This window comes from Caulobacter sp. BE264, from assembly GCF_031457805.1.
Lineage (GTDB): Bacteria > Pseudomonadota > Alphaproteobacteria > Caulobacterales > Caulobacteraceae > Caulobacter.
Genome location: NZ_JAVDXI010000002.1, coordinates 429,394 through 453,090, shown reverse-complemented (window position 1 = coordinate 453,090; position 23,697 = coordinate 429,394). Strand labels below are relative to the sequence as shown.

At 67.0% G+C, this 23,697-nt stretch carries 13 protein-coding genes and 2 pseudogenes; 7 read left to right on the top strand and 8 right to left on the bottom strand.

The window, feature by feature from the left end:
* Positions 1-139 precede the first annotated feature (139 nt).
* Positions 140-682, bottom strand: a complete 543-nt coding sequence (locus J2X45_RS07395) for a hypothetical protein (RefSeq protein WP_310213205.1) — start codon at positions 680-682, stop codon at positions 140-142.
* Positions 682-1,413, bottom strand: a complete 732-nt coding sequence (locus J2X45_RS07390) for a 2OG-Fe(II) oxygenase family protein (RefSeq protein WP_310213202.1) — start codon at positions 1,411-1,413, stop codon at positions 682-684. The genes J2X45_RS07395 and J2X45_RS07390 overlap by 1 nt, the downstream gene beginning before the upstream one ends.
* Positions 1,414-1,999: 586 nt before the next feature.
* Between J2X45_RS07390 and J2X45_RS07385 the strand changes: the two genes are divergently transcribed.
* Together J2X45_RS07385 and J2X45_RS07380 are read left to right on the top strand one after the other, a co-directional pair.
* Positions 2,000-4,933: a TonB-dependent receptor domain-containing protein gene (locus J2X45_RS07385; RefSeq protein WP_310213198.1), complete on the top strand. Its 2,934-nt coding sequence runs from the start codon at positions 2,000-2,002 to the stop codon at positions 4,931-4,933.
* A 116-nt stretch (positions 4,934-5,049) separates the two neighbouring features.
* Positions 5,050-5,151, top strand: a pseudogene (locus J2X45_RS07380) (hypothetical protein); the annotation flags it as partial.
* Positions 5,152-5,160: 9 nt separating this feature from the next.
* Here J2X45_RS07380 and J2X45_RS07375 read toward each other — a convergent pair.
* A complete protein-coding gene (locus J2X45_RS07375) occupies positions 5,161-6,654 on the bottom strand; it encodes a putative 2OG-Fe(II) oxygenase (protein ID WP_310213195.1) in 1,494 nt (497 codons plus the stop codon).
* 125 nt (positions 6,655-6,779) lie between these two features.
* Here J2X45_RS07375 and J2X45_RS07370 point away from each other — a divergent pair, with 125 nt between their 5' ends.
* Complete coding sequence (locus tag J2X45_RS07370) at positions 6,780-7,493, top strand: HAD family hydrolase (RefSeq protein WP_310213192.1); 714 nt, start codon at positions 6,780-6,782, stop codon at positions 7,491-7,493.
* A gap of 107 nt (positions 7,494-7,600) precedes the next feature.
* On the opposite strand, the gene J2X45_RS07365 is transcribed toward J2X45_RS07370, so the two are convergent.
* The 4 genes from J2X45_RS07365 to manD form a co-directional block, all read right to left on the bottom strand.
* On the bottom strand, positions 7,601-8,695 hold the full coding sequence (locus J2X45_RS07365; RefSeq protein ID WP_310213190.1) for an acyltransferase: 1,095 nt from the start codon (positions 8,693-8,695) through the stop codon (positions 7,601-7,603).
* 99 nt (positions 8,696-8,794) lie between these two features.
* The gene (locus tag J2X45_RS07360) at positions 8,795-9,136 is read right to left on the bottom strand and encodes an endonuclease domain-containing protein (RefSeq protein ID WP_310213187.1); all 342 of its coding nucleotides are present in this window, start codon (positions 9,134-9,136) and stop codon (positions 8,795-8,797) included.
* A 128-nt stretch (positions 9,137-9,264) separates the two neighbouring features.
* Positions 9,265-10,014 (bottom strand): FadR/GntR family transcriptional regulator, encoded by a 750-nt coding sequence (locus J2X45_RS07355; RefSeq protein WP_310213184.1) that lies wholly within the window; start codon positions 10,012-10,014, stop codon positions 9,265-9,267.
* A gap of 127 nt (positions 10,015-10,141) precedes the next feature.
* On the bottom strand, positions 10,142-11,353 hold the full coding sequence (manD, locus tag J2X45_RS07350) for a D-mannonate dehydratase ManD (protein WP_310213181.1): 1,212 nt from the start codon (positions 11,351-11,353) through the stop codon (positions 10,142-10,144).
* A 217-nt stretch (positions 11,354-11,570) separates the two neighbouring features.
* Between manD and J2X45_RS07345 the strand changes: the two genes are divergently transcribed.
* From J2X45_RS07345 to ggt, 4 genes and pseudogenes are all read left to right on the top strand, one after another.
* Positions 11,571-13,712: an alpha-glucuronidase family glycosyl hydrolase gene (locus J2X45_RS07345; RefSeq protein WP_310213178.1), complete on the top strand. Its 2,142-nt coding sequence runs from the start codon at positions 11,571-11,573 to the stop codon at positions 13,710-13,712.
* 205 nt (positions 13,713-13,917) lie between these two features.
* Complete coding sequence (locus J2X45_RS07340) at positions 13,918-15,234, top strand: amidohydrolase (protein ID WP_310213175.1); 1,317 nt, start codon at positions 13,918-13,920, stop codon at positions 15,232-15,234.
* A 220-nt stretch (positions 15,235-15,454) separates the two neighbouring features.
* On the top strand, positions 15,455-18,721 hold the full coding sequence (locus J2X45_RS07335) for a TonB-dependent receptor domain-containing protein (RefSeq protein ID WP_310213172.1): 3,267 nt from the start codon (positions 15,455-15,457) through the stop codon (positions 18,719-18,721).
* 6 nt (positions 18,722-18,727) lie between these two features.
* Positions 18,728-20,535, top strand: a pseudogene (gene ggt / locus J2X45_RS07330) (gamma-glutamyltransferase); the annotation flags it as partial.
* 297 nt (positions 20,536-20,832) lie between these two features.
* On the opposite strand, the gene J2X45_RS07325 reads toward ggt, so the two are convergent.
* Positions 20,833-23,682 carry a M14 family metallopeptidase gene (locus J2X45_RS07325; protein WP_310213169.1) on the bottom strand — a complete coding sequence of 950 codons (2,850 nt, stop codon included), beginning with the start codon at positions 23,680-23,682 and terminating at the stop codon, positions 20,833-20,835.
* Between the last annotated feature and the right edge of the window lie 15 nt (positions 23,683-23,697).

Sequence of the window (23,697 nt, the reverse complement as noted above, 5' to 3'; positions counted from 1 at the left end):
CCCCAGAGCCGACCGAAGGTCGGACCGAGGATAAACTCCGGGCGAGGACTTCGTCGGCGGCGCCGTCAACATCCGATAGACCAAAGCAGCGGCGCCTGGCGCTTATTCGTCGGGCGCCGAACCCGCGACGGGCGCGGCCTCAGCGCGCCGGGCCGGCCTCGCTGCGGCGCACCCGGATGGCCGGCTGGGCGCCGACCTTCATCATGTAGCTGCCCATCGCGGCCTTGCGGATCTCGACGGTGGTTCCCGCCTTGGGCGGCTTGCCCAGGACGTCACCGTCGATCTGGCGCCAGACCGCGCCGTCCTCCAGCGTCACGACGAGGCGCCCTTCGGCGTCGGCGCGCGCGGTCTTGACGACGGCTTGCAGCTTTTCGGTCTCGGCCTTGTCGGCCCCGCGATCCAGGATCGACAGGGTCGGCAGCTCCAGGCCGAACGCCTGGCGGCGGGCCGCGCGGGCCGTCTGCTTGTCGATGATGATGACCTCGCCGGTCTCCTGGGCCCTGGTCACCGACTGGGCGGCCTTGTCATAGCAGGCCAGGCGCTCGCCGTCGGTCTTGATCGCGCTGCAGGCCTTCAACGCCTTGATGACGTCGGGTTCGGGGGCGGTCTGGGCTTGGGCTGCTGCGGCGGCTAGCGCCAGCGCGGCGGCGAGGGCGGGGGCGAGCATGGCGGAGGGTCTCATCAGGCGGGGTCCTTATCGCCCAGCAGCCAGCCGGTCAGGGACAGGCGCTTGGCTTCGGCGTAGCTGGCGACCTGGGCCACCGAGTGGGGCGTGGGCACCTTGAACAGGGTCAGCACATTGAAGCCCGGCGCGAGGCCGCGCGTCACATTGCCGTCGGCGTCATGGAACAGCAGTTGGCCGCCCCAGTCCGGACGCCAGCGCCGGGTGAAGCCTAGGGTGAAGGCCGCAAGGCGGTGGTCCTTGCGATGGCTGTCGTCGTGCACCGTGAGAAAGTCGCCGGGGCGATAGTACGAGGCCTGGACCCGCACGCCCGTCACCTCAGGCGCGCCGATCACCTGGCCGCCGAAATCGAGAAACGCGCGGCCTTCCAGGAACTCGGTCGCCCGGTGCACGGGGGTTTGCGGCGCGCGCAGATACTCGTCCTGCAGCGCGTAGGACATGTGGACGAACGAAAACCCCTTGGCGGCGCGCTTCAGCGCGCCTTGCAGGAACTGGCGCACCTGGGCCTCGCCGAACTTCTTGATGACCTCGGGCGTGATCACCAGGGTTTCCGAGGCCTCGTCGGGCGCGACGATGTTCCAGGTCAGCGGGTCCAGCAGGGCGGCGACCGCTTCGGCGTCCTGCGGCGCCAGGAAGACAGGGATCTGCACGTAGCCGTCTCGCGCGAACCGCTCGGCGAAGGTCTCGACCGGCAGGTCGGCGTTGATTCTGAGGGGCGGGTGCTGAGGCATGCGAACTCGGACAGGCGGCGGCGAAGCGGCAACGGGCTGCCGATTGTCTATTCAAGCGTTGCTTCTTTGCCTGGCGCAACCGCCCGATCGTATCCGCAGGCCCGACACGCGGCTTTTCGCAGGCCGTGCAACGCATCTTCAGTGAAGATCACAGGCATTGATGACGGGTAGCGCTACCGATGATCGTTGATCGATGTTCATCAGGAAGAGTTTGTCATTTCAATGACGGGAAATAGAGTTTCTAAACGGCGTATTTAGCGAAACTCATCCGCTTTCGCTAAGCAAGGCGGGTCTGAAAGCTCACTGCCTACTGAATAACTATTTTGTAATATTTCATGTTTGTGTCGATAGCGTTGATCGCGCTCGAACTTTTTAATTCGATCTTTCATCGGCTTAGCGCCCGCCTAGATGGGAGTGTGTCGCATTTGAGACACTGGCGACGATTTATTGCGCGAACGAAGCGACCCGCGATTGACCCATGCCCAGGAGTACAGCCTTCCTGCGCCCAATGCCCTGTTCGTTAAGAACCGGGGGGGAGCGTCTGTCTCGTCCGGGCGAGGCGACGCCAAGTTTTTGGAGGTGGAATTTGTTGGGTTTTGTTAGCCGTCGAAAGAGCCTGTTGGCCTCTTCCATCCTGTGCGGCGTGATGCTGCCGGCCGCCGCGGCTTGGGCGCAGCAGGCTGAAGAGCCGGCCCAGGTCGAAGAAATCGTCGTCACCGGTTCGCGCATCGCGCGCGCCGACCTGACCTCTTCGAGCCCGATCGCCCAAGTCGGCGACAAGGAACTGAAGCAGTCGGGCGTGGTGAACACCGAAAACCTGCTGAACACCCTGCCGCAGGCTGTTCCGGGCATCACCTCGACCGTCAACAACGGCAACAACGGCACCGCCACGGTGAACCTGCGCGGCCTGGGCACCGCCCGCACCCTGGTCCTGGTGGATGGCAAGCGCCAGACCCCGACCACGTCGACGGGCACGGTCGACCTGAACCTGATCCCGCCGGCCCTGATCAAGCGCATTGACGTCGTGTCGGGCGGCGGCTCGGCCGTTTACGGTTCGGACGCTATCTCGGGCGTTGTGAACTTCATCCTGAAGAACGACTTCGAGGGCCTGGAGCTCTCGGCCGGCTACTCGGAAACCGACAAGGGCGAAGCGCCGATCTACTCGGCCGACCTGACGATGGGCGCCAACTTCGCCGATCGTAAGGGCAACGTCGTTCTGAGCCTGGGCTACAACAAGCGCGAAGCTCTGACCCAAGGTCAGCGCGGCGGCATGCTCAGCCGCGCCTGGGGCGATAACGCCACGCGCACCGGCTTCGTGCCGTCGGGCGCTGACGCCAACGAGCCGGGACAAGTTGGCGCCTTCGCCACGGGTCGCTTCATCACGCTGCCGGGCGTCGCCAACAACGCCGCCAACCGCGCCCTGTTCCTGCCGGACGGCAACGTCCGTCTCTACGTGTCGCCGGACGACACCTACAACTTTGCCCCGGTCAACTACGTTCAGACCCCGCAAGAGCGCTTCTCGGTCACGACCCTTGCATCGTATGAAGTGAAGCCGGGCATCACCGCCTATGCCAAGGGCAACTTCGTCAACAGCCAGATCACCACCCAGCTGGCGCCGACCCCGGCCGGCAACCGCATCTTCCGCTTCACGCTGGACAATAACCCGTTCCTGACGGCGGCCGCCAAGACCGCTCTGAACAGCCTGGGTTCGACCACGGCCTACACTATCCCGGCCTCGAGCCCCTGGACGGCCGGCACCTTCACCGACGTGGACACCGACGGCGATGGCCTGTTCGACACCGTGTCGGGCGTGTTCAACCGCCGTCTGTCCGAAGTGGGGCCGCGCGTTTCGAAGTTCAACTTCAGCGGCTTCCAGATGCAACTCGGTCTGAAGGGCGACCTGGAGTTCATCAACGGTGGCTTCGACATCTACTACCAGTATGGCAACACCCATGGCAGCAACTCGCTGCTGGGCGACACCAGCCTAGCCCGCATCCAGCAGGGCCTGCTGCTGAACTCGACTGGCACTGCCTGCGCCGACCCGTCGAACGGTTGCGTCCCGATCAACCTATTCGGCCAAGGAAACATCTCGGCCGCCGCCGCGAACTTTATTCGTACGCGCATCAACTCGTCGCAAGACTATGAGCAGCAGTACGGCGGTTTCACGATCAACGGTGACACCGAGAACCAGTTCTCGCTGCCCGCCGGCCCGATCGGCTTCGCCGTCGGCTTCGAGTATCGCGCCGAAGAGTTCGCCTTCAATCCCAGCCAGGACCTGGCCGTTGGCAACCTGACGGGCTTCAACGCCAGCCCGCCGGTCAATGGTCGCTTCGACGTGTACGAAGGCTACGCCGAAGTGCTGGTCCCGCTGTTGAAGGATCTGCCGCTGGTCAAGTCGCTGGACCTGGAACTGGCCGGCCGTACCTCGGACTATACCGGTCAGTCGAAGGCCGTGCAGACCTACAAGGTCGCCGGTTCGTGGAAGGTCTATGACGATCTGATGGTCCGCGCCTCGTACAACAAGGCGATCCGCGCTCCGTCGGTGGGGGAACTGTTCTCGCCGCAAGGCAACGGCTTCCCGACGGCCACGGACCCCTGCTCGGCGCGTGGCGCTCCGACCGCCGCCATTCGTCAGGCCTGCATCAACTCGGGCGTGGCGGCGAACCTGGTGGGCGTGATTAACGCGACCCAGCAGACCCAGACCCTCTCGGGCGGCAACCCGAACCTCCGTCCGGAAGAAGGCAAGACCTTCACGGCCGGTTTCGCCTACACGCCGTCGTGGCTGCCGGGCTTCTCGGTGACCGCCGACTACTTCGACATCGAAGTGACCGACGCCATCGCCTCGTTCGGCGGGAGCGCCGCCAACGTGATGAACGTCTGCTACGGTACGGTCGTGAACGGTAATCCGGCTTCGCCGTACTGCCAGGCCATCAACCGTCTGGCCAACGGCTCGATCGACTACATCTCGCTGACGAACCAAAACGTCGCGAAGTGGGCGACCTCGGGCATCGACATCGGCGTCTCCTACCGCACCACCCTGGAAAACCTGGGTCTGCCGGATTGGGGTTCGCTGGCGATCCGCTCGCTGTACACCAACACTTGGGAGTTCACGATCACGCCGGACGACATCTCGGCGCCGATCAAGTGCGCCGACAAGTTCGGTTCGCGTTGCTTCGGCAACGGCGTGAACCCGCTGCCGCGTCACAAGCTGCGTTCGACCCTGAACTGGACCATGAACCAGTTCGGCGTGAACGTTGTTTGGAGCCACCTGGACGACATGAACGACGACAACCCGGCCAGCCGGTTCACCGTCGAGCGTATCGGCGCCAAGAACTACTTCGATCTGTCGGCCGACTGGAACGTCAACGACAACCTCGCCTTCACGGGCGGCGTGCGTAACCTGACCCAGGAAGCCTATCCGATCCTCGGCGGCAACGCCTCGCCGTCGAACAGCGGTTACCCCGCCGCGTTCGACGTGCTGGGCCGCGTGTTCTTCCTGAACGCCCGCCTGCGCTACTAATAGGCTAATCCCCGCCGTCTCGGCGGCGGGGACACCCGGTTTCGAAGGCCCGCCTCAAGCGATTGAGGCGGGTTTTCTTTTGGGCGTCTTTGGGCCGAGCTCGGGCGCGTATCGGCATGGAAATCCTCGTCCTTCGACAAGCTCAGGATGAGGATTTTGTGCGAACCGAGGCCAACAGTCGTCCTCACCCTGAGCCTGTCGAAGGGCGAGGGCGGCTTACCGCCCCGTCAGCGCGGAACGACGTCGAAGGCGATCGTCAGTCGGTGGTCAGCGTCAGTGAAGGGCTGGGTGCCGTGCCACAGGCACGAGGGGAACAAGGCCAGGGCCCCGCGTTCGGGCCTGATGAAGTGCTCTGCCTCGAGCGCCGGCTGCGTCAGGCACCCTGGACGGCCAAAGCGCAGCCAGCCGGCGCGGGTCGTCTCGTCGTCGAAGCGGCCCGGCAGATCCAGATAGAAGGCCGACGAGATCCAGCCGCGCGGATGCACGTGGTCGGCGTGGAAGCCCTCGGACCTCAGTCGCACCGACCAGCCGCCCGCGAAGGCGAAATCCGGCGCACGCCGTCGACGGATCGGATCTTCGCCCGCGCCCAGCGTCTCCACATAACGGGCCACCGCCTTGCGCGCCGAGGCGAAGAAGGCCTGCACCAGCGGATCGCGCGAGCGGTCCAGCGACGGAACCTGACTGCCGCCCCGCAGTGACTGGTTCAGCGGGTGGGTCTTCAGGTCATGCAGGTCCAACATGCGATCGCGCAGGGCGTCGAGGAAGGCCTCGAGGCTATCCCACCCCTCCGGCGTGTCCAGCTTGTCGGTCCGCACCAGCGCGGCGTAGTCGCGGAACAGGTCGCCGCGCGCGTCGCCGGTGAGCCGCCAGGCCGTGTTGCGCAGCACCAGGGCGTACTGGTCGTCAGGCGCGGCGACGACCAGGGCCTCGGCCGCCTGGGCGGCGGCGTCGGCCTGGCCCTCGGCCAACAGGGCTTCGCAAAGGACCGTCTGGCTCTCCGGCGCGCCCGGCGCCAGGCGCACGGCCTCGTGGGCGTGGGCCAGCATGCGCGCGCGGTCGCCAACCGCGCCGGCCGCGCGAGCTGCGGCGATGCGGGCCGTCAGATCGCCCGGCGCGCGGGCCAGAGCGTCCTCCAGCGCAGCGTCGGCCCCGGCGTGGTCGCCGGCGAAGGTCAGGACGTTGCTGCGGATCGTCCGCAGGGTGACGTCGGCCGGATGGCGGGCGATGGCCGCGTCCAGCGGGGCCAGCGCCGTCCCGCTCCGGCCCGAGCGCATCCAGCGCAGTTGGGCCAGATTGAGATGGACGGCGGCGTCATTGGGCCGCGTAGCCAGGGCGCGGGCGAACGTCGCCTCGGCCTCGTCATAGCGGTGCAGCCCTTGCAGCGCCTTGCCCAAGACGAGCCGCACCTCGGGGACATCCAGGCCAAGGGCGATGGTCTTGCGCGCCGCGGCCTCGGCCTCGTCGTCCAGCGCGAGATCCCCCAGGGTGGCGGCCAGATTGTACCAGGAAAAGCGGTCACCGGGCGCGCGGGTCACCGCGCGGCGGTTGAACGCCAGGGCCTCGTCGGTCCGGCCCAGCGCCTTCAGCGCCGCGGCGTGGGCCATCAGCAGACTGGCCGAGGCCTGGGGCAGGGCGGCGGGACCCGTGGTCAGGCGCAGGGCGTCGGCGGCCCGCCCGTTGTCGATGAGCGTCCAGGCCTGGTTGGTGACAAGATCGGTCATGGCGCGCGGTTGTTTGCTCCCTGTCCAGTCTTTGGCGCTCCCAGCGTGAGACCACAACCGCCAAGGCGCGCGGGCGGCCAAATTCCCCGAGGACCGTCTGGCGAACCCCTGCTATGCCTGCCGTCATGAGCACGATCACCACCGTCGGCGTCGACGCCGACGACACCCTGTGGCACTGCGAGAGCCTGTTCCGCCTGTCCCACGCCCGCTTCCTGGAGCTCCTGTCCGAGCACGGCGATCCCGAGAGGATCGAGGCCCAACTGCTGGCTGTCGAGAAGCGCAACCTGCGGGTCTATGGCTACGGCGCCAAGGGCTTCACCCTGTCGATGATCGAGACGGCGCTGGAGGTTACGGACGGCGCGGTCGACACCCGCGTGATCCGCGAGATCCTGGCCGTCGGCCGCGAGATGCTGACCGAGCCGATCGAGCCGCTGCCGGGCGTCGAGAACGCGCTCGCCGCGCTGTCGGACCGCTATCGCCTGATCCTGATCACCAAGGGCGATTTGCTGCACCAGGAGCAGAAACTCGCCTCGTCGGGCCTGGGCGACTACTTCGTCGCCGTCGAGATCGTGTCGGAAAAGGACGCCGACACCTATCGCCGGGTCTTCGACCGCTACGGCACGGGCGCGGAGCAGGCGGTGATGGCCGGCAACTCGATGCGGTCCGACATCCTGCCGGCTCTGGAGGCCGGCTGCTGGAGCGCGCTGATCCCGTATCCGCTGGTGTGGTCCCACGAGGCCGCCGAGGCGCCGGAGGGGCACCCGCGCTATGTCGAGCTGGCCAATATTGGCGAGCTGCCGGCGTGGGTGGAGGGCGTATCAAAATCCCTCTCTCTTTGAGAGAGGGCGGGGCCCGCCGAGCAGCGGTGGGAGGTTGAGTGGTTACGCCGGTGGCCGCCGTGCCGGAACGCCGTCAGGCCTCGTAGCCTCTCACCCCAACCCTCTCTCTAAGAGAGAGGGAGCCTCTTTTTCTTCCCCACCTTCGCCAGCCAGTCCCGGGCCGGGCGCTCGAAGAACACCAGCGACAGATAGGCGATCGGGAACAGGGCCACGACCCAGAACAGCACCCACAGGCGCATCAGGTCGCCGTTCAGGTTCCACATCCCCAGGCCCACCCAGGCCAGCCCCATCTTCAGGGCGATGGGGTGCAGAAGGTAGAGGCTGAACGACAGCTGCGCCCACGGCGCCAGGCGCTGGCTGACGCCGCCGTGGACGCCCTTGGCGTCGGCCGCCACGCCCAAGAGGCCGACGGCGTACACGACGAACAGGAGGATTGTCCGCTCCACCCCGGCCCATGACATGATCAGGTAGGCGCCTAGCAGCAGCCACATCAGAAGGTTCGGACGCGGGATCTTCGCCAGCCTGTCGCGCAGCTGGAACGCGGCCATGCCGATCAGGAAGCCGGGCACAGCCCGCAGCATGCCGTAGTCCCAGGTCCATTGGTGGAACGGCCGGTCGCCGTGCGGGGTCTGCAGCATGATGGCGATCGAGGCGAGCGCCACGGCCAGGGTCACCCAGGGCCCGCGCGCGGTCAGCAGGAAGATCAGCGGCAGGGCCAGATACATCGCCATCTCGGCGCTGATCGCCCAGCTGGCGAAGTTCCAGGTCTGGGAGTGGCAGACGCCCCAGGCGTGGACGAAGATGATGTTGGGCACGATGCAGGCCGCATCGTAGCGGCGCGGGTCGCGGTCCTGGATCCAGCCGGCCGCGCCGGCGGCGGCCACGGCGATGAACACCAGCGTGGTCGCCCAGTGCAGCGGCCCCAGCCTGGCAACCCGCTTCTGGATGAAGTCGCGGTACTTGTCGAAGCTGGTCAGGCGGCCGGTATAGATCGCCGCCATGACATAGCCTGAGATGAAGAAGAACAGGTCGACGATCAGGCTGAACGTCTTGATCGTATCGTCCGCCCACTGCCACTGGCCGTCCAGATTGATGAAGCGGTTGAAGTGGAACACCACGATCATCACCGCCCCGACGATGCGCAGGGCGTCCAGGTGCAGCATCTGGTCGGAATCGGGTTGCAGGGACGGAAGCTTGGGCATGGCGGAGTGGTGGCATGGGAGAGGGCGCCCAACAACACCCTCTCTCTTCGAGAGAGGGAGGGGCCCGTCCCGGCGAAGCCGGGATGGGAGGGTGAGTGGTCAAGACCTTCCCATGCGCAACACTTCAAGGATCTCGTCCACCGTGCCGCCGGGATCAGCCAGTATCCGCTCGTTGCGGAACCGCAGGACGAGATAGCCACAAAGTTCTAGGATCCGGGCGCGCTCGGCGTCGTGCTCCTCGCGCCCCACGTGAACAGGTCCGTCGAGCTCGATGATGACCCTTGCGGATTGGCAGACGAAGTCGACGATGTAGCGGTCGATGACCGCTTGGCGAATAAACTTGAAGCCACCGACACGGCGGTTGCGGACCAACGCCCACAGCGTCTTCTCGGCGAATGTCTGGCGCTGGCGCAGTTGGCGGGCGATCGCGGTGCGGTTCACCGAGCGAGAATGCGTTCACCCTTCACAGGGCTCAACAATAGGAATCGGGATTTCTCGTCGCCGGATTGACCACTCACCCTCCCATCGCTGCGCGATGGGCCCCTCCCTCTCTCAAAGAGAGAGGGATTTTAAATAGCCACCCGCTTGGCCATGGCGCTACGGCGGGCGTTGGTTTCTTCCTGTGCGCGTTGCACCGCCTCGGTCTCGGTGGCGTGCAGCAGGTGGTCGATGACCCGTTCCAGGTGGTCGCGCATGGCCTGGCGGGCGGCGGCGGGGTCGCGGGCCTTGAGGGCGTCGACGACGCGGCGGTGCTCGGCGATGCGGGGCTCCAGCCCCATGCCGCGGGCGCGGGTCAGGATGTTGCGGGCCAGGGGCGAGCGGTTGCGCCAGTCCCACAGGTTCTCGATCGTGGCGATGATCGCGCCGTTGCCGGTGGCCCGGGCGATGGTGAGGTGGAACTCGCGGTCGGCGTCCTCGCCGCGGATTTCCTCCTCCTCGTGCATGCGGGTGAGGAGGCCTTCGAGCGCCTCGATCTGCTCGTCGCTGATCGAGGTGGCGGCCAGGGCGGCGGCCTCGCCCTCGAACAGGCGACGGGCCTCGATCAGTTCGAAGGCGCCGATCTCGAAGTCGATCTCGGCCGACGGCGCGACGGGGCGGACATTGCCGGTGACATAGATGCCCAGGCCATGGCGGGCCTCGATCATGCCCAGCATTTCAAGCGCGATCATCGCCTCGCGCAAGGTCGGGCGCGAGACGCCAAACTGTTCGGCCAACTCGCGCTCGGTCGGCAGGCGGTCTCCCAGCTTGTAACGGCCGGCCTCGATGTCATCGGCCACGGAGTCGGCGATCTTGCGGTAGAGCTTGACGTTGTCAGACATGGCGATCGGGCTTGAGCAGGCGCGGAAAACCCCCGGCGGACGCGGGGAAGAAGCGATTCTCTACCACGCCGGATTGCCCCGAAGAGCCATCTTTTTCGCGCGGATCGTCGCGGAGGTCAGACCTCGCTCACCAGTCGTGCATCGAGCCATCCAGGCGACGGGCGATCGGCAGGTAGGCGCGCTGGTAGGGGTACTTGGCGGCCAGCTCTTCATCGATGTCGACGCCGAGGCCCGGCGCGTCGCCCGGATGCAGCATGCCGTCCTTGAAGGTGTAGGCGTGCGGGAACACCGCGTCGGTCTCGGGCGTGTGGCGCATGTACTCCTGGACGCCGAAGTTCGGGATCGACAGGTCAAAGTGCAGGGCCGCGCCCATGCAGACCGGCGACAGGTCGGTGGCGCCGTGGCAGCCGGTGCGCACGTGGTGCAGGTCGGCGAAGCTGGCCAGCTTCTTCAGGTGGGTGATCCCGCCGGCGTGGACGACCGTGGCGCGGATGTAGTCGATCAGCTGCTCCTCGATCAGCTGCTTGCAGTCCCAGATCGCGTTGAAGATCTCGCCCACGGCCAGCGGGGTCGTGGTGTGCTGGCGGATCAGGCGGAAGCTGGCCTGGTTCTCGGCCGGGGTGGCGTCCTCCATCCAGAACAGGCGGTAGGGCTCCAGGTCCTTGCCCAGGCGCGCGGCCTCGATCGGGGTCAGGCGGTGGTGCACGTCGTGCAGCAGATGCAGATCATCGCCCAGCCGCTCGCGCGCGGCCTCAAACAGTGCGGGGGTCGAACGCAGGTAGCGCTCGGTCGACCAAATGGTCTCCTTGGGCAGGTCGCTGTCGGCGGGCTCGTAGAAGAACTTGTCCTTGGAGACGCCGTAGGTGCCGCTCATGCCCGGCACGCCGGTCTGCAGGCGGATGGCCTTGTAGCCCTGCTCGGCGTAGATGGCGGCGTTGTCGAGGGTCTCGTCGATCGTCTCGCCGTTGGCGTGGCCGTAGACCATCACGCCCGAGCGGCAGGCGCCGCCCAGCAGCTGGTACACAGGCAGGCCGGCGATCTTGCCCTTGATGTCCCAGAGGGCGGTGTCGACCGCGGCGATGGCGGCCATGGTCACCGGGCCCCGACGCCAATAGGCGCCCTTGTACAGATACTGCCAGATATCCTCGATCTGATGGGCGTCGCGGCCGATCAGGCAGGGGATGACGTGCTGGGTCAGATAGGCCTCGACCGCCAGTTCGCGACCGTTCAGCGTGGCGTCGCCCAGGCCATAGACGCCCTCGTCGGTCATGATCTTCAGGGTGACGAAGTTGCGCCCCGGGCAGGTGACGATGGTCTTGGCGGCGATAATCTTGGGCATGGTGGCGCGTCGACCTTGTTGTGACTCTGAGCTGAGGCCGGGGCAAAAGTCGAAGCTCGCGCCCTGCCGCGCCCGCGCTCCAACTCCCTCCCCACCTATCGATGTACCGGTACCATAAGGCTTGTCAACCCGGTGGTCAGACCACTATGACTAGGTGTCCCGACCTTTTCCGGGGCCACACAAGAATGTTCGCGTGAACATCGCGAGGGAGTGAACGATGCGTTTTCTGGCGCTGGTCCTGGGACTTGTGATGCTGGCGCCGGCCGCCCGCGCAGAGGACGGCTACGACCTGTGGCTTCGCTACAAGCCCGTCGAGGCCAGCGCGCGCGCCGCCTACGCCGCCCGCGCCGCCGCCATCGCGCCCATCGCCGAAACTCCGACCCTGAAGGTCGCCCGCGCCGAGCTGGAGCGCGGCCTGACGGGCCTGGTGGGCCAGCCGGCCCTGGCCGCCGCCGGGTCGCGTGACGGCGTGATCCTGCTGAGCGTAGGCGCGACGCCCGCGATCACCGGCCTTGACCTGCCCCTGCAGACGCTGGGCGAGGAGGGCTACCTGATCCGCACCGTGTCGGTGGGCGGCAAGGCCACCACCGTCATCGCCGCCAACCGCGACATCGGCGTGCTGTACGGCGTCTTCCACTATCTGCGCCTGATCCAGACCGGCGCGAGCGTCGACAAGCTCGACATCGTCTCGGTTCCGAAGGTGAAGCTGCGGATGCTCAACCACTGGGACAATCTGGATCGCCATGTCGAGCGGGGCTATTCGGGTCAGTCGATCTTCGACTGGTGGCGGCTGCCCGGCCATGTGGATCCGCGCATGGTCGACTACGCCCGCGCCAACGCCTCGCTGGGCATCAACGGCACGGTGCTGAACAACGTCAACGCCAAGGCCGACAGCCTGACCGCGCCGTTCATCGACAAGGCCGCCGCGCTGGCCGACACCTTCCGCCCGTACGGCATCAAGGTCTATCTGTCGGCGCGCTTCTCGGCTCCGATGGAGATCGGGGGCCTCAAGACCGCCGATCCGCTGGACCCGGCGGTGCGCGCGTTCTGGAAGGCCAAGGCCGACGAGATCTACAAGGCCATCCCCGACTTCGGCGGCTTTCTGGTGAAGGCCAATTCCGAGGGGCAGCCGGGTCCGCAGGACTATGGCCGCACCCATGTCGACGGGGCCAACATGCTGGCCGAGGCGGTCGGTCCGCACGGCGGCGTCGTGTTCTGGCGCGCCTTCGTCTATTCGCACGAGCAGCCCGAGGATCGCGCCAAGCAGGGCTATAACGAGTTCAAGCCGTTCGACGGGCAGTTCCGCGACAACGTGGTTATCCAGGTCAAGAACGGCGCCATCGACTTCCAGCCGCGCGAGCCGTTCCACCCGCTGTTCGGGGCCATGCCTAAGACCAACCTCGGCATGGAGTTCCAGATCACCAAGGAATATCTCGGCTTTTCGACCCACCTTGTCTATCTGGGCCCGATGTTCGAGGAGACCCTGCGCTCGGACACCATGGCCAAGGGCAAGGGCTCGACGGTCGCCAAGGTGATCGACGGCGCGCTGGACGGCCGCAAGCTGACCGCCATGGCGGGCGTGGCCAATATCGGCTCGGACCGCAACTGGAGCGGTTCGCAGTTCGACCAGGCCAACTGGTACGTCTTTGGCCGCCTGGCCTGGAACCCGGAGGCGGGAACCCGCGCCATCGCCGAAGACTGGACCAAGATGACCTTCGGCGCTGATCCGCGCCTGGTGACGCCGGTGGTGTCGATGATGATGGGCTCGCGCGAGGCGGCGGTGGACTACATGACGCCGCTCGGTTTGCACCACCAGATGGGCGAGGGGCACCACTATGGTCCGGGGCCCTGGGTCAGCGGCGGCCCGCGCGCCGACTGGACCAGCGTCTACTACGCCAAGGCCAGCGAGACCGGGATCGGCTTTGACCGAACCCCCACCGGCAGCAACGCCACCGCCCAGTACGCGCCGGCGGTCGGCGCCTGCTACGCTGACCTGAAGTGCGTCGACGAGAAGGACCTGCTGTGGTTCCACCACCTGGCCTGGGACTATCGCCTCAAGTCCGGCGACACGTTGTGGGACGGCCTGGTGAAGCGCTATTCGCGCGGCGTGGCCTATGTGGACGGCATGGAGAAGACCTGGGCGGGCCTGGCCCCCTATGTCGACGCGTCCCGCCACCGCGAGGTGTCGGATTACCTGAAGATCCAACGGGCCGAGGCCCAGTGGTGGCGCGACGCGTCGATCGCCTGGTTCCAGACCTTCTCCAAGCGCCCGCTGCCGGCGGGCGAGAAACCGCCGGAGAAGTCGCTGGACTACTACAAGAGTCTCAAGTTCCCCTGGGCGCCGGGGAACGGGAAGTAAGGATAAAAACAGTGGCATCCAGGGGGGGCGTAGCCGACCCGGGACCCGGGGGGCACAAGCGCCGGGTCTTTTCACCCATGTCATCCCGGCGCGACGCTGCGCTCCGGCCGGGATGACATGGGAGTTTTGGGATAGGGAAGGGGCTAGCGGATCGGCGCGCCTCGTGCGTCATCTCAAGTGACGCTTTCCAACCCGAGTCCCCGCCATGAAGTCCCTGTTCGCCGCCTCCGCTCTGGTCCTGCTGATCGCCACCGCCGCCCAGGCCGGGCCGCTGAACGTGCCCGCCACGCAGAAGGTGATCGGCGCCCAGCTCGATCGCGACTATCCGGCGCTGGAGGCGCTGTACAAGGACATCCACGCCAACCCCGAGCTCGGCTTCCAAGAGGTCGAGACCGCCAAGAAGCTCGCCGCCCAGATGCGGGCGCTGGGCTTCACCGTCACCGAGGGCGTGGGCAAGACCGGCGTGGTGGCGGTGCTCAAGAACGGCGAGGGGCCCAAGGTGCTGGTCCGCACCGAGCTGGACGGCCTGCCGATGCAGGAAAAGTCGGGCCTGGCCTGGGCCAGCCAGGCGACGGCCACCTGGAACGGCGAGAAGGTCTTCGTCGCCCATGCCTGCGGCCATGACATTCACATGGCCGCCTGGGTCGGCGCGGCGCGCCAGCTGGTGGCGATGAAGGGCAAGTGGAAGGGTACGCTCGTGTTCGTCGCCCAACCCTCGGAAGAGACGGTTCGCGGCGCCCGCGCCATGCTGGACGACGGCCTGTGGGACAAGATCGGCGGCAAGCCCGACTACGGCTTTGCGCTGCATGTCGGTTCGGGTCCGGCCGGCGAGGTCTATTACAAGGCCGGGGTGCTGACCTCGACCTCGGACGGCCTCGACATCACCTTCAACGGCCGGGGCGGGCACGGCTCGATGCCCTCGGCCACCATCGACCCGGTGCTGATGGCCGCCCGCTTCACCGTCGATGTCCAGAGCGTGATCAGCCGCGAGAAGGACCCGTCGGCGTTCGGCGTGGTGACGGTCGGCTCGATCCAGGCGGGCAGCGCCGGCAACATCATCCCCGACAAGGCCCGGGTGCGCGGCACGATCCGCACCCAGGACAACGCCGTGCGCGAGAGGATCCTCGAGGGCGTGCGCCGCACGGTGAAGGCGGTGACCGACATGGCCGGCGCGCCGGCCGCCGACCTGAAACTCACTCCGGGCGGCAAGATGGTGGTCAACGACCAGGCCCTGACCGACCGCACGTCGGTGGTGTTCAAGGCCGCCTTCGGGGTCCGCGCCGTGGCGCAGGACAAGCCGGGCTCGGCGTCCGAGGACTATTCGGAGTTCGTGCTGGCCGGCGTCCCGTCGGTCTATTTCGGCCTTGGCGGCTCCGACCCCGCCGAAGCCGCCAAGGCCAAGGCCGAGGGGCGCGAACTGCCGGTCAACCACTCACCGTACTTCGCGCCGGTGGCTGAACCAACGATCCGCACGGGCGTCGAGGCGATGACCCTGGCGGTGCTGAATGTGGTCGGGAAGTAGCCCTCCTGTCGTCCGGGCCGGCGCACGACCGTGGAGCGCCAGGGCCCAGGGGCGGCGCGCACAGCGCTTGTTCGTCCCCCAGGCTCCTGTCGGAATGACATGGCGGGATCGAGGCTAAAAAAGTTCCTCCGCCACTGGCGGAAACCCGACATGCGTGCGTCGATCCTTCGAAGGCGGTCCTCCATGGGGATGGAGGGCGTCCCGAGGGGTAAACAAGAAAATGAGCATCAACACTCGTCGCCGCGCGGTTCGCGGTTTCCTGATGGCGTCGGCCGCCGTCCTCGTTCTGGCTGGCCCGGCGCTGGCGCAAGACGCCCGCCGCACGTTCAATATTCCGGCCGGCGACGCGGTGACCGCGCTGCAGACCTTCGCCAAGCAGTCGGGCAAGCAGGTGCTGTTCCCGTTCGAGGCGGCCTCAGGCAAGCAGACGCCGGCCGTGACCGGCGACCTCGCCGACGCCGACGCTCTGGCTCGCCTCGCCAAGGCGGCGGGCCTCGTGGTGCAATCGGACGACGGCAAGACCATCACGCTGCGCCCGGCGCCGGCCGAACGCCCCCAGTCCGCCAGCGCGGGGGCCGGCGCGACGAGTGAAGAGGCCCAGGTCGTTGAAGCGGTGGTCGTTGTCGGCTCGCAGATCGAGGGCGCACGCACCACAGAGGCCCTGCCGGTCACCGTCGTGGGCGAAAGAGAGATCATCGCCACCGGCGCCGTCTCGGGCGACGAGCTGTTCCGCGCGATCCCGCAGGCTGGCGACGTTCAGTTCCAGGAAGCCCGCACGACCGGCAATCTGAATGATGCGCGCGGCGACGTGGCTTCGCTCAACCTGCGTAGCCTTGGCACCGGCAACACCCTGGCGCTGCTGAACGGCCGACGCGCCGTGCTGGCCCCGGGCACCCAGACCGAGAACCTAGTGCCGGTGCAGACCGTCAACACCAACGCCTTCCCCGTGGCGGGCGTCAAGCGCGTGGAAGTGCTGCGCGACGGCGCGGCGGCCATCTACGGCGCCGACGCGGTGGCGGGCGTGGTCAACACCGTCCTCGACACCAAGTTCCGCGGCCTGCAGATGTCGGCCCAGTACGGCGGTTCGGAAGGCACGAGCTACCGCGAGGGCTCGTTCAACGTGAAGGCCGGCACGCGCCTGGAAGACGGCACGCGCCTGACCTTCTTTGGCAACTACACCGGCCGCAGCCGACTGATGGCCTCGGAGCGCGACTACTCGGCCAGCGAGGATCATCGCCCCCAGGTCGCCAACACCCCGTGGGTGGACAACACCACCTTCGACAGCCGCTCGACCTCCAGCCCCTGGGGTTCGTTCACGCTGATCCCGCCGACCACGGTGGTCCGCCAGGGCACGGCGACTCTGACCACCTCGGGCGTGTTCCACATTGAGCCGACCAGCAACACCGCCGCCGGCTGCTCCAGCACCGTCCTGACGGGCAATCTCTGCATCCGCTCGGGCACGATCACCGGCGCCAACAGCCGCGTGCTGCGCTATGACGAGAACCCCGACCGTACGCTCAAGGGCGGCGTCGAGCGAACCAACCTGTTCTCGACCGTCGAGCACGACTTCGGCGACATCACCGCCTATGGCGAGGCGGGCTACTACCACGCCCTGTTCACCGGCAGCCGCGAGCAGTCGGCGCCGCTCAGCACCGCGCCGATCAGCATCGCGGCCAATGCCTACTGGAACCCCTTCGGCCCGACGACCAGCCCCAACCGTCTGGCCAACCTGACCGGCGTGCCGACGACCGGTATCGCGATGAACATCACGACCTACCGCCCCGTGGACACCGGTCCGCGCACCTACACGGTGACGGACGACAGCTATCGCCTGCTAGGCGGGCTGAAGGGCGGCTGGAACGGCTGGAAATGGGATTCGGCGCTGCTGTACTCCAAGGCCCGCACCAAGGACATGACGCACGGCGCGATCAGCAACACCGCGTTCCAGGCGGCGGTGAACCGCACGGACGCGACGGCCTACAACCCGTTCAACGGCGGCAGCCAGCCCAACTACTCGCTGGGCGACGCCACGCCCAACGACCGGGCCACGATCAACTCGTTCCTGATCAACGTCTACCGTATCAGCGAGACCTCGCTGACCCTGGCCGACTTCAAGATCTCCAAGAAGGATCTCTTCACGCTGCCGGCCGGCGATGTCGGTTTCGCTGGCGGCGTGGAATGGCGTCGCGAGACCTATCTGGACAATCGTGACAAGCGTCTGGACGGGACGATCAAGTACACCAACAGCGTCACCGGCGTGACCTATGGCACCGACGTGATGGGCGCGTCGGGCGCGCCGGACGTGAAGGCCGACCGCTCGGTCGCTTCGGCGTTCTTCGAACTGGCCGTGCCGGTGATCTCGCCCGAAATGAACATCCCGTTCGTCGAGGAGATCAGCCTGCAGATCGCCGCGCGCGACGAGGAGTATTCCGACTTCGGCAACGTCCTGAAGCCCAAGGGCGCGATCTACTGGAAAGTCGGCCACGGCTTTGCGCTGCGCGGCTCGGTGTCCCAGAGCTTCCGCGCGCCCAACCTGCCGCAGTTCTACAGCGACGGCACGACGGTCTCGAACACGCGCACCGATTTCGCGGCTTGCCGGATCAACACGCCGACGGTCACCACCTGTCCGAGCGCCAGCACGATCGAGGTGCGCAGCGGCAACAAGAACCTGAAGCCGGAAGAAGCCGACAACGCCACGATCGGCTTTGTCTATCAGCCGACCTTCATCCCGCCGCAGTTCGGCAAGCTGACCCTGACCAGCGACTTCTGGTCGATCCGCGAGAAGAACATCGTCGGCATCCTGGGCGGCTACAACCAGATCGCCTATGACTGGCTGCTGCGCCAGAGCGGTTCGTCCAACCCCAACGTCGTGCGCGACGCGCCGGTCGGGACGGCCACGGTCGGCAACATCGCCTATATCAGCGACACCTATTCGAACCTGCAGCCGCGCATGGTGCAGGGCGCCGACTTCAGCCTCGACTACGATCTGGACGACACGGCCTGGGGCGACTTTGGCCTGTCGATCAACGTGGCCAAGCTCCTGAAGTACGATCAGGCGCCCAGCGCGATCGAAAGCCTGCTGCAGGAGGCGGTCACGGCGGGCAAGTTGCCGGGCGTCACCATCGCCAGCGCTGGCAACCAGATCCAGTTCGACGGCTTCCCTGAGTTCCGCGGCGCCGCCAGCGTCTCGTGGCGCAAGGACGGCTGGGGCGCGGGCGCGTTCGTCAGCTATGTCGGCGAGGTCTACGACACCGGTCCGGCCCAGGTGAACGGGCAGTACTTCCCGATCAAGGACTGGACGACCGTCAGCTTCTACGGCCAGTACGCGTTCAAGGACGGGATGTTTGACGGTTCGACGGTCCGGGTCGGCGTGCGCAACGCCTTCGACAAGGACCCGCCGCTGTCGGCCTCGAACTTCGGCTACTCGGGCGCCCTGCACAACGCCACGGGTCGCTACTGGTACATGAACCTCACCAAGAAGTTCTAGTTTGCTCCACTCGTCCGATCTCCCGGCGTTCGCTGGGAGATCGGATTGAAGATGCGCGTTTATTGAACGAGGGCCTCGTGAACCCCTTCCGCCTTCTCGCCACAGCCGCGTCGGTTTTCGCCCTGGCGCTTTCGCCCTTCGTCTCGTCGGAGGCGTTGGCCCAGAAAAAGCAACTGCTGGAGTATCCCAGCATCCACGCGCCGGTGGTGGGCGAGCGCGGCATGGTGGTCAGCCAGAACGCCATCGCCACCAAGGTCGGGGCCGACATCCTGCGCCAGGGCGGCAACGCCGTGGACGCCGCTGTCGCCACCGCCTTCGCCCTCGCCGTGACCCTGCCGCGCGCCGGCAACATCGGGGGCGACGGCTTCATGATGGTGCACCTGGCCAGGACCAACGAGACCGTCTTCATCGACTATCGGGGCGTGGCACCGAAGGCGGCCAAGCTCGAGACCTTCGTCGATGCGAACGGCAAGGAGCTGGACGAGGTGGCCTCGCGCGGCTATCGCGCGCCCGCCGTGCCCGGGACGGTCGCGGGCCTGCATCTGGCCCATCAGAAGTATGGCCGTCTGACGTGGAAGCAGGTCGTCGAGCCGGCCTATCGCCTGGCCGCCGATGGCGTCGTGCTGTCGCCCGACGAGGCCTTCGTCTTCAGTTGGGGCAAGGAGCGCCTGTCCGAGAGCGAGGCGGGCAAGAAGGCCTTCTACAAGCCGGGCGGCGAGCTCTATCGCGCCGGCGAGATCCTCAAGCAGCCCGAGCTGGCCTGGTCGCTGCGCCAGATCGCCGACAAGGGCGCCGACGCCTTCTATCGCGGCGAGATCGCCCAGCGCTTCGCCGCCGACATGAAGGCCCATGGCGGCCTGATCACCCTGGAGGACCTGGCGTCCTACAAGGCCGTGATCCGCCAGCCGCTGGTCGGCAGCTATCGCGGCCTCACGGTCAAGACCTCGCCGCCCGCCAGCGCCGGCGGAGCGACCCTGCTGGAGATGCTCAATGTCCTGGAGACCTTCGACCTGAAGGCCACGGGGCTGGGCTCGGCCAAGACCCTGCACCTGCAGGCCGAGGCCATGAAGATGGCCTATGCCGACCGCTACAAGTATCTGGGCGATACCGATTTCGTGAAGGTCCCGCTCCAGGGCTTCACGTCCAAGGCCTACGGCGTGGAACGCGCCAAGCTGATCAACCCGGACAAGGCCACGCCCGCCAAGCAACTCGGCGCCGGCGATCCCTGGGCCTTCGAGAGCCCCAACACGACCCACTTCTCGGTCGCGGACGCGGAAGGCAACGCGGTCTCCAACACCTACACCCTGGGCGCGGATTTCGGCTCGGGCGTGATGGTGGCGGGCGCTGGCTTCGTGCTGAACAACCAGATGAACAACTACGCCCACGAGGCCGCGTGGCGCGCTCAAAAGGCTGGCGGTCCCGCGCCGCCCAACGCCCTGCAGCCGGGCAAGCGCGTGCTGTCGACCATGATGCCGACCATGCTTTTCAAGGACGGGAAGCCGTGGCTGATCACCGGCACGCCGGGCGGCAGCACGATCATCGACACGGTGCTGCAGGTCATCGTCAACGTCGTCGACTTCAAGCTGAACGTGGCCGAGGCCACCCACCAGCCGCGCATCTTCCAGGACGCCAGCGACACCCTGCGCGTCGAGCCGAACTTCAATCCCGACACGGTGGCCATCCTCAAGGCGATGGGCCACCCCATAACCTCGGACGAGACCATGGGTTCAGCCCAGTCGATCATGATCGAACAGGGTCTCTTCTTGGGCGGCGCGGATCCGCGTCGTCCCGGGGCCGAGGCGATCGCGCCCTGAGGGTCTACCTCCCCCCCCCCCCCTGATCTAAGGGGACGCGATCTGTCGGCGCCGGAGCTGCCCCTCCGGCGCCGACTTCGTTTCAGGGGTGTTTGATCTGGCGCAAGGAGCGAGGCGGGCGGCTTGCGCATCGTCGCCCAAGTCGTCGCCAACCCAGGTCCAGCCCCAGGCGACGGCAATCGTCGCTCCGGTCTTCGCCAACCGCCGGAGCGGCCAGCGTCTTGGGGTGACTCCAACCGTCCCAAGACGAACTCGGCGCCGGACGTCCCCCGTCCGGCGCCGATCTTGTTCTCGGTCCTACTTCTTGCTCACCGCCGGCCCGTACAGCAGGCCGTTGAACAGGAACTTGAACGTGCCCCAGGACTGGGCGCGCTGGGTGATCTCGGGGCCGAAGGCGAAGACCTTGCCCTTGCCGATGTCGATGTCGAGCATCGCCGTCGAGCCCTTCAGCTTCTCCTGACCGACCGCCCAGCCGCTGCGCAGCGGCTTGTCACTGTCAAACCAGGCCACACGCGAGACGCCCTTGACGTCGGGCTTCACGGTGAAGGCCGGGCTGCGGTCGAAGAACACGTCGACCTCATCGCCGGCGCCGTAGGCCAGCGGCTGCTTGGGATCGACCTTGGCTCGCAGCACCGCGCCGGGGATATAGAGCTCGCGGTTCGAGAAGGCCTTGAGCTGGCCGTTCTCGGTCTTGGCGGTGGCCACCTCGACCGGCGCGCCGAGCGCGGTGGCCAGGCGGGTCGAGGCGCCGATGGCCACGACCGTGCCACCGCCCTTCACGAACTCGGCGATCTTCGGCACCGTCTTCTCGTCGGTCACCCGGCCAAGCCACGACCGGTACTCGGCCGGAATGTCTTCGGCCTTGGGCTGGGGACCGCCACGACCGGCCCGGAACGGACCGTCGGCGGGCGCGGGCACCACGCCGTCGGCGAAGACCAGCACGTCGAAGTCCTTGCCGATGTCGCCGGCGTCCAGGCGCTGCGGATAGACGACCTGGAAGGGCGCCTCGAACTGCTCGAACATCCAGCGGTTCCAGCCCGACGGCATCGAGCCGCCATAGACGTCGACCAGGCCGATGCGGATCGGCTTCAGGGCGATGGTCGCGCCCGCCGGCTTTGCGGCCACGGCAAAAGCGTCGACGCCCAGCTCCTTCACGCCCTTGTCGATCACCGCCTTGGCGGCGGGCGATGCGGGCACCCAGATCGCGCCGGGACCGAAGGTCGTTCCGCCCGCCTTCGTTCCCTCCTTGACCCACTGGACCTTGGCGCCGGCCTTCAACAGGCGGTTGGTCAGGGTGAAGCTGGCGTTGGTCTCGTGGCTGATCAGCCAACCCGCGCCGCCCGCGCCCTTCACCGAACCCGGCGCGACCTTGATCAGGTCGGGCACGCGCTTGGTGGGAGCCTCGAAGGCGTCCAGCACGCGGTCGAACTTCACGCCCATCTGGTAGGCCAGGGTGTAGCCGGTGACGTCGTAGGGCGCCTTGGGCGGACCGCCCGGATACTCGGTGTCGTGCGGGTGGTCCTGCGGCTCGAACATGTCCATCACGTGCGGGCGATAGGCCTGGGCCGTGCGCACGACGTAGGAGCCGGCCGGATAGGTCTTGCCCGCGACGGTGAAGGCCTTGTCGGCCACCTCGACATCGACACCAGCCTTGATCAGCGCGTTCAGGAAGGCGACCACGGTCGGCATGTCGGCCTGGTCGGCGGGCAGGATGAAGCCGCGCGGATCGCGCTGCTCGGGCGCCTGCATGATGGTCTTGTAGAGCGACGGATCCGCCGACCCGCCACGCGCACCGGCCAAGGGCTTTTCCTTGCCGGCCGCGATCAGCGCCTCGACCTTGGTCGGGGTGATCGTCCAGGTGTCGCGGCCGCCGCGCTTGATGCCGTTGTCGCCCATCTTCCAGATGTTGAACAGCAGGCGCTCGCGGTTGCGCGAGGCGTAGTCGAGCACCGAGCGGTTCAGGCTGGCCTGATAGTCGAGCGTCTGCTGCAGGCGCCAGGTCTGGGGCGCGATCGGCGCGGGCCGGTCGTTGCTGGGCAGTTGCACTTCGGGCACCAGGTTGATCGTCGTCGGGGTCGGGCCGCCGGCGATCTCGGTCAAGAGGCCGATCGAGTTGTGGAAATAGGCGATCGAGCGCTCCATCCCGTTGTGCCAGGTGGAGTAGGGGGCGGCGCTGCGCGCGCCGGTGCCGGGTTTGTCCTCGGCCACCAGACGGCTGTGCATGGCCATGCCGACTTCCTGCAGCATGGTCATGACCAGCGGGTCGTAGTTGTGGTTGGCCGGATCGCGGAACGGCGGCACGAACACCACCATGCCGTTCGGCGCGGTCTGGTGCTGGTTGTAGACGATCTGAGGGAACCACTCGCGGAACAGCTGGCGGTTGATGTTGGTCGTCTCGGCCATGGCCGACATGAAGCTGTCGCGGTTGTTATCGTGGCCGATGTACTTGTGGTACAGGCGCGGCAACGAGCCGAACTCCCGCTTCTTGGGGTCCTCGTGGCGCATGTACCAGTCGGAGATCATCTCCATCCCGTCGGGATTGTCGTGCGCGAACAGGATGATGCAGTCGTCCAGGAAGCGCTGGGTCTCGGCGTCCGTCGCGGTCAGCATCTGGTGGATGACCTGAAGCTGGCCCTGCGAGGTCACGGTCTCGTTGGCGTGCAGGCCCGCGTCGATCCAGACCACGGCCTTGCCCTCGGCGGCCAGCTTGCGGGCCTCGGCCTCGCTGACGCCCTCTGCCTTGGCCAGCTTGCGGGCGATGGTCCTGTATTGCTCCAGCTTGGCCAGGTTGGCCGGCGAGGAGACGATCGCCATCCACTGGGTGCGGCCTTCCTCGGTCTTGCCGATGTCGACCAGCTTCATGCGGTCGGACTTGGCCGCCAGCGCCTTCAGATAGGCCTCATAGGCGGTGTAGTCGGCCAGGAAGTAGTCGCTGCCGATCGGCTGGGCGAAGGCCGTCGCGGGCGAGGGAAGGTCGGACGCCGTAGCGCCCCCCATTGCGCCAAAGGCCAGCACCACGCCAAGGGCCGCCCCGGCCATCACCGCACTTCGTTTCATGGATATCGCCCCTTGAGCCCTTGGCGCGACCTTGTGCGCGCGCCTTCGCCTGAACGACGAAGGAGGACCGGATTTCCGCCCCCGGAGCAACCGGACGGCCAGCCC

Coding starts and splice junctions, on each gene's coding strand:
- J2X45_RS07395 (WP_310213205.1), bottom strand. CDS start 682: ATGAGACCCTCCGCCATGCTCGCCCCCGCCCTCGCCGCCGCGCTGGCG.
- J2X45_RS07390 (WP_310213202.1), bottom strand. CDS start 1,413: ATGCCTCAGCACCCGCCCCTCAGAATCAACGCCGACCTGCCGGTCGAG.
- J2X45_RS07375 (WP_310213195.1), bottom strand. CDS start 6,654: ATGACCGATCTTGTCACCAACCAGGCCTGGACGCTCATCGACAACGGG.
- J2X45_RS07370 (WP_310213192.1), top strand. CDS start 6,780: ATGAGCACGATCACCACCGTCGGCGTCGACGCCGACGACACCCTGTGG.
- J2X45_RS07365 (WP_310213190.1), bottom strand. CDS start 8,695: ATGCCCAAGCTTCCGTCCCTGCAACCCGATTCCGACCAGATGCTGCAC.
- J2X45_RS07355 (WP_310213184.1), bottom strand. CDS start 10,014: ATGTCTGACAACGTCAAGCTCTACCGCAAGATCGCCGACTCCGTGGCC.
- manD (WP_310213181.1), bottom strand. CDS start 11,353: ATGCCCAAGATTATCGCCGCCAAGACCATCGTCACCTGCCCGGGGCGC.
- J2X45_RS07345 (WP_310213178.1), top strand. CDS start 11,571: ATGCGTTTTCTGGCGCTGGTCCTGGGACTTGTGATGCTGGCGCCGGCC.
- J2X45_RS07340 (WP_310213175.1), top strand. CDS start 13,918: ATGAAGTCCCTGTTCGCCGCCTCCGCTCTGGTCCTGCTGATCGCCACC.
- J2X45_RS07335 (WP_310213172.1), top strand. CDS start 15,455: ATGAGCATCAACACTCGTCGCCGCGCGGTTCGCGGTTTCCTGATGGCG.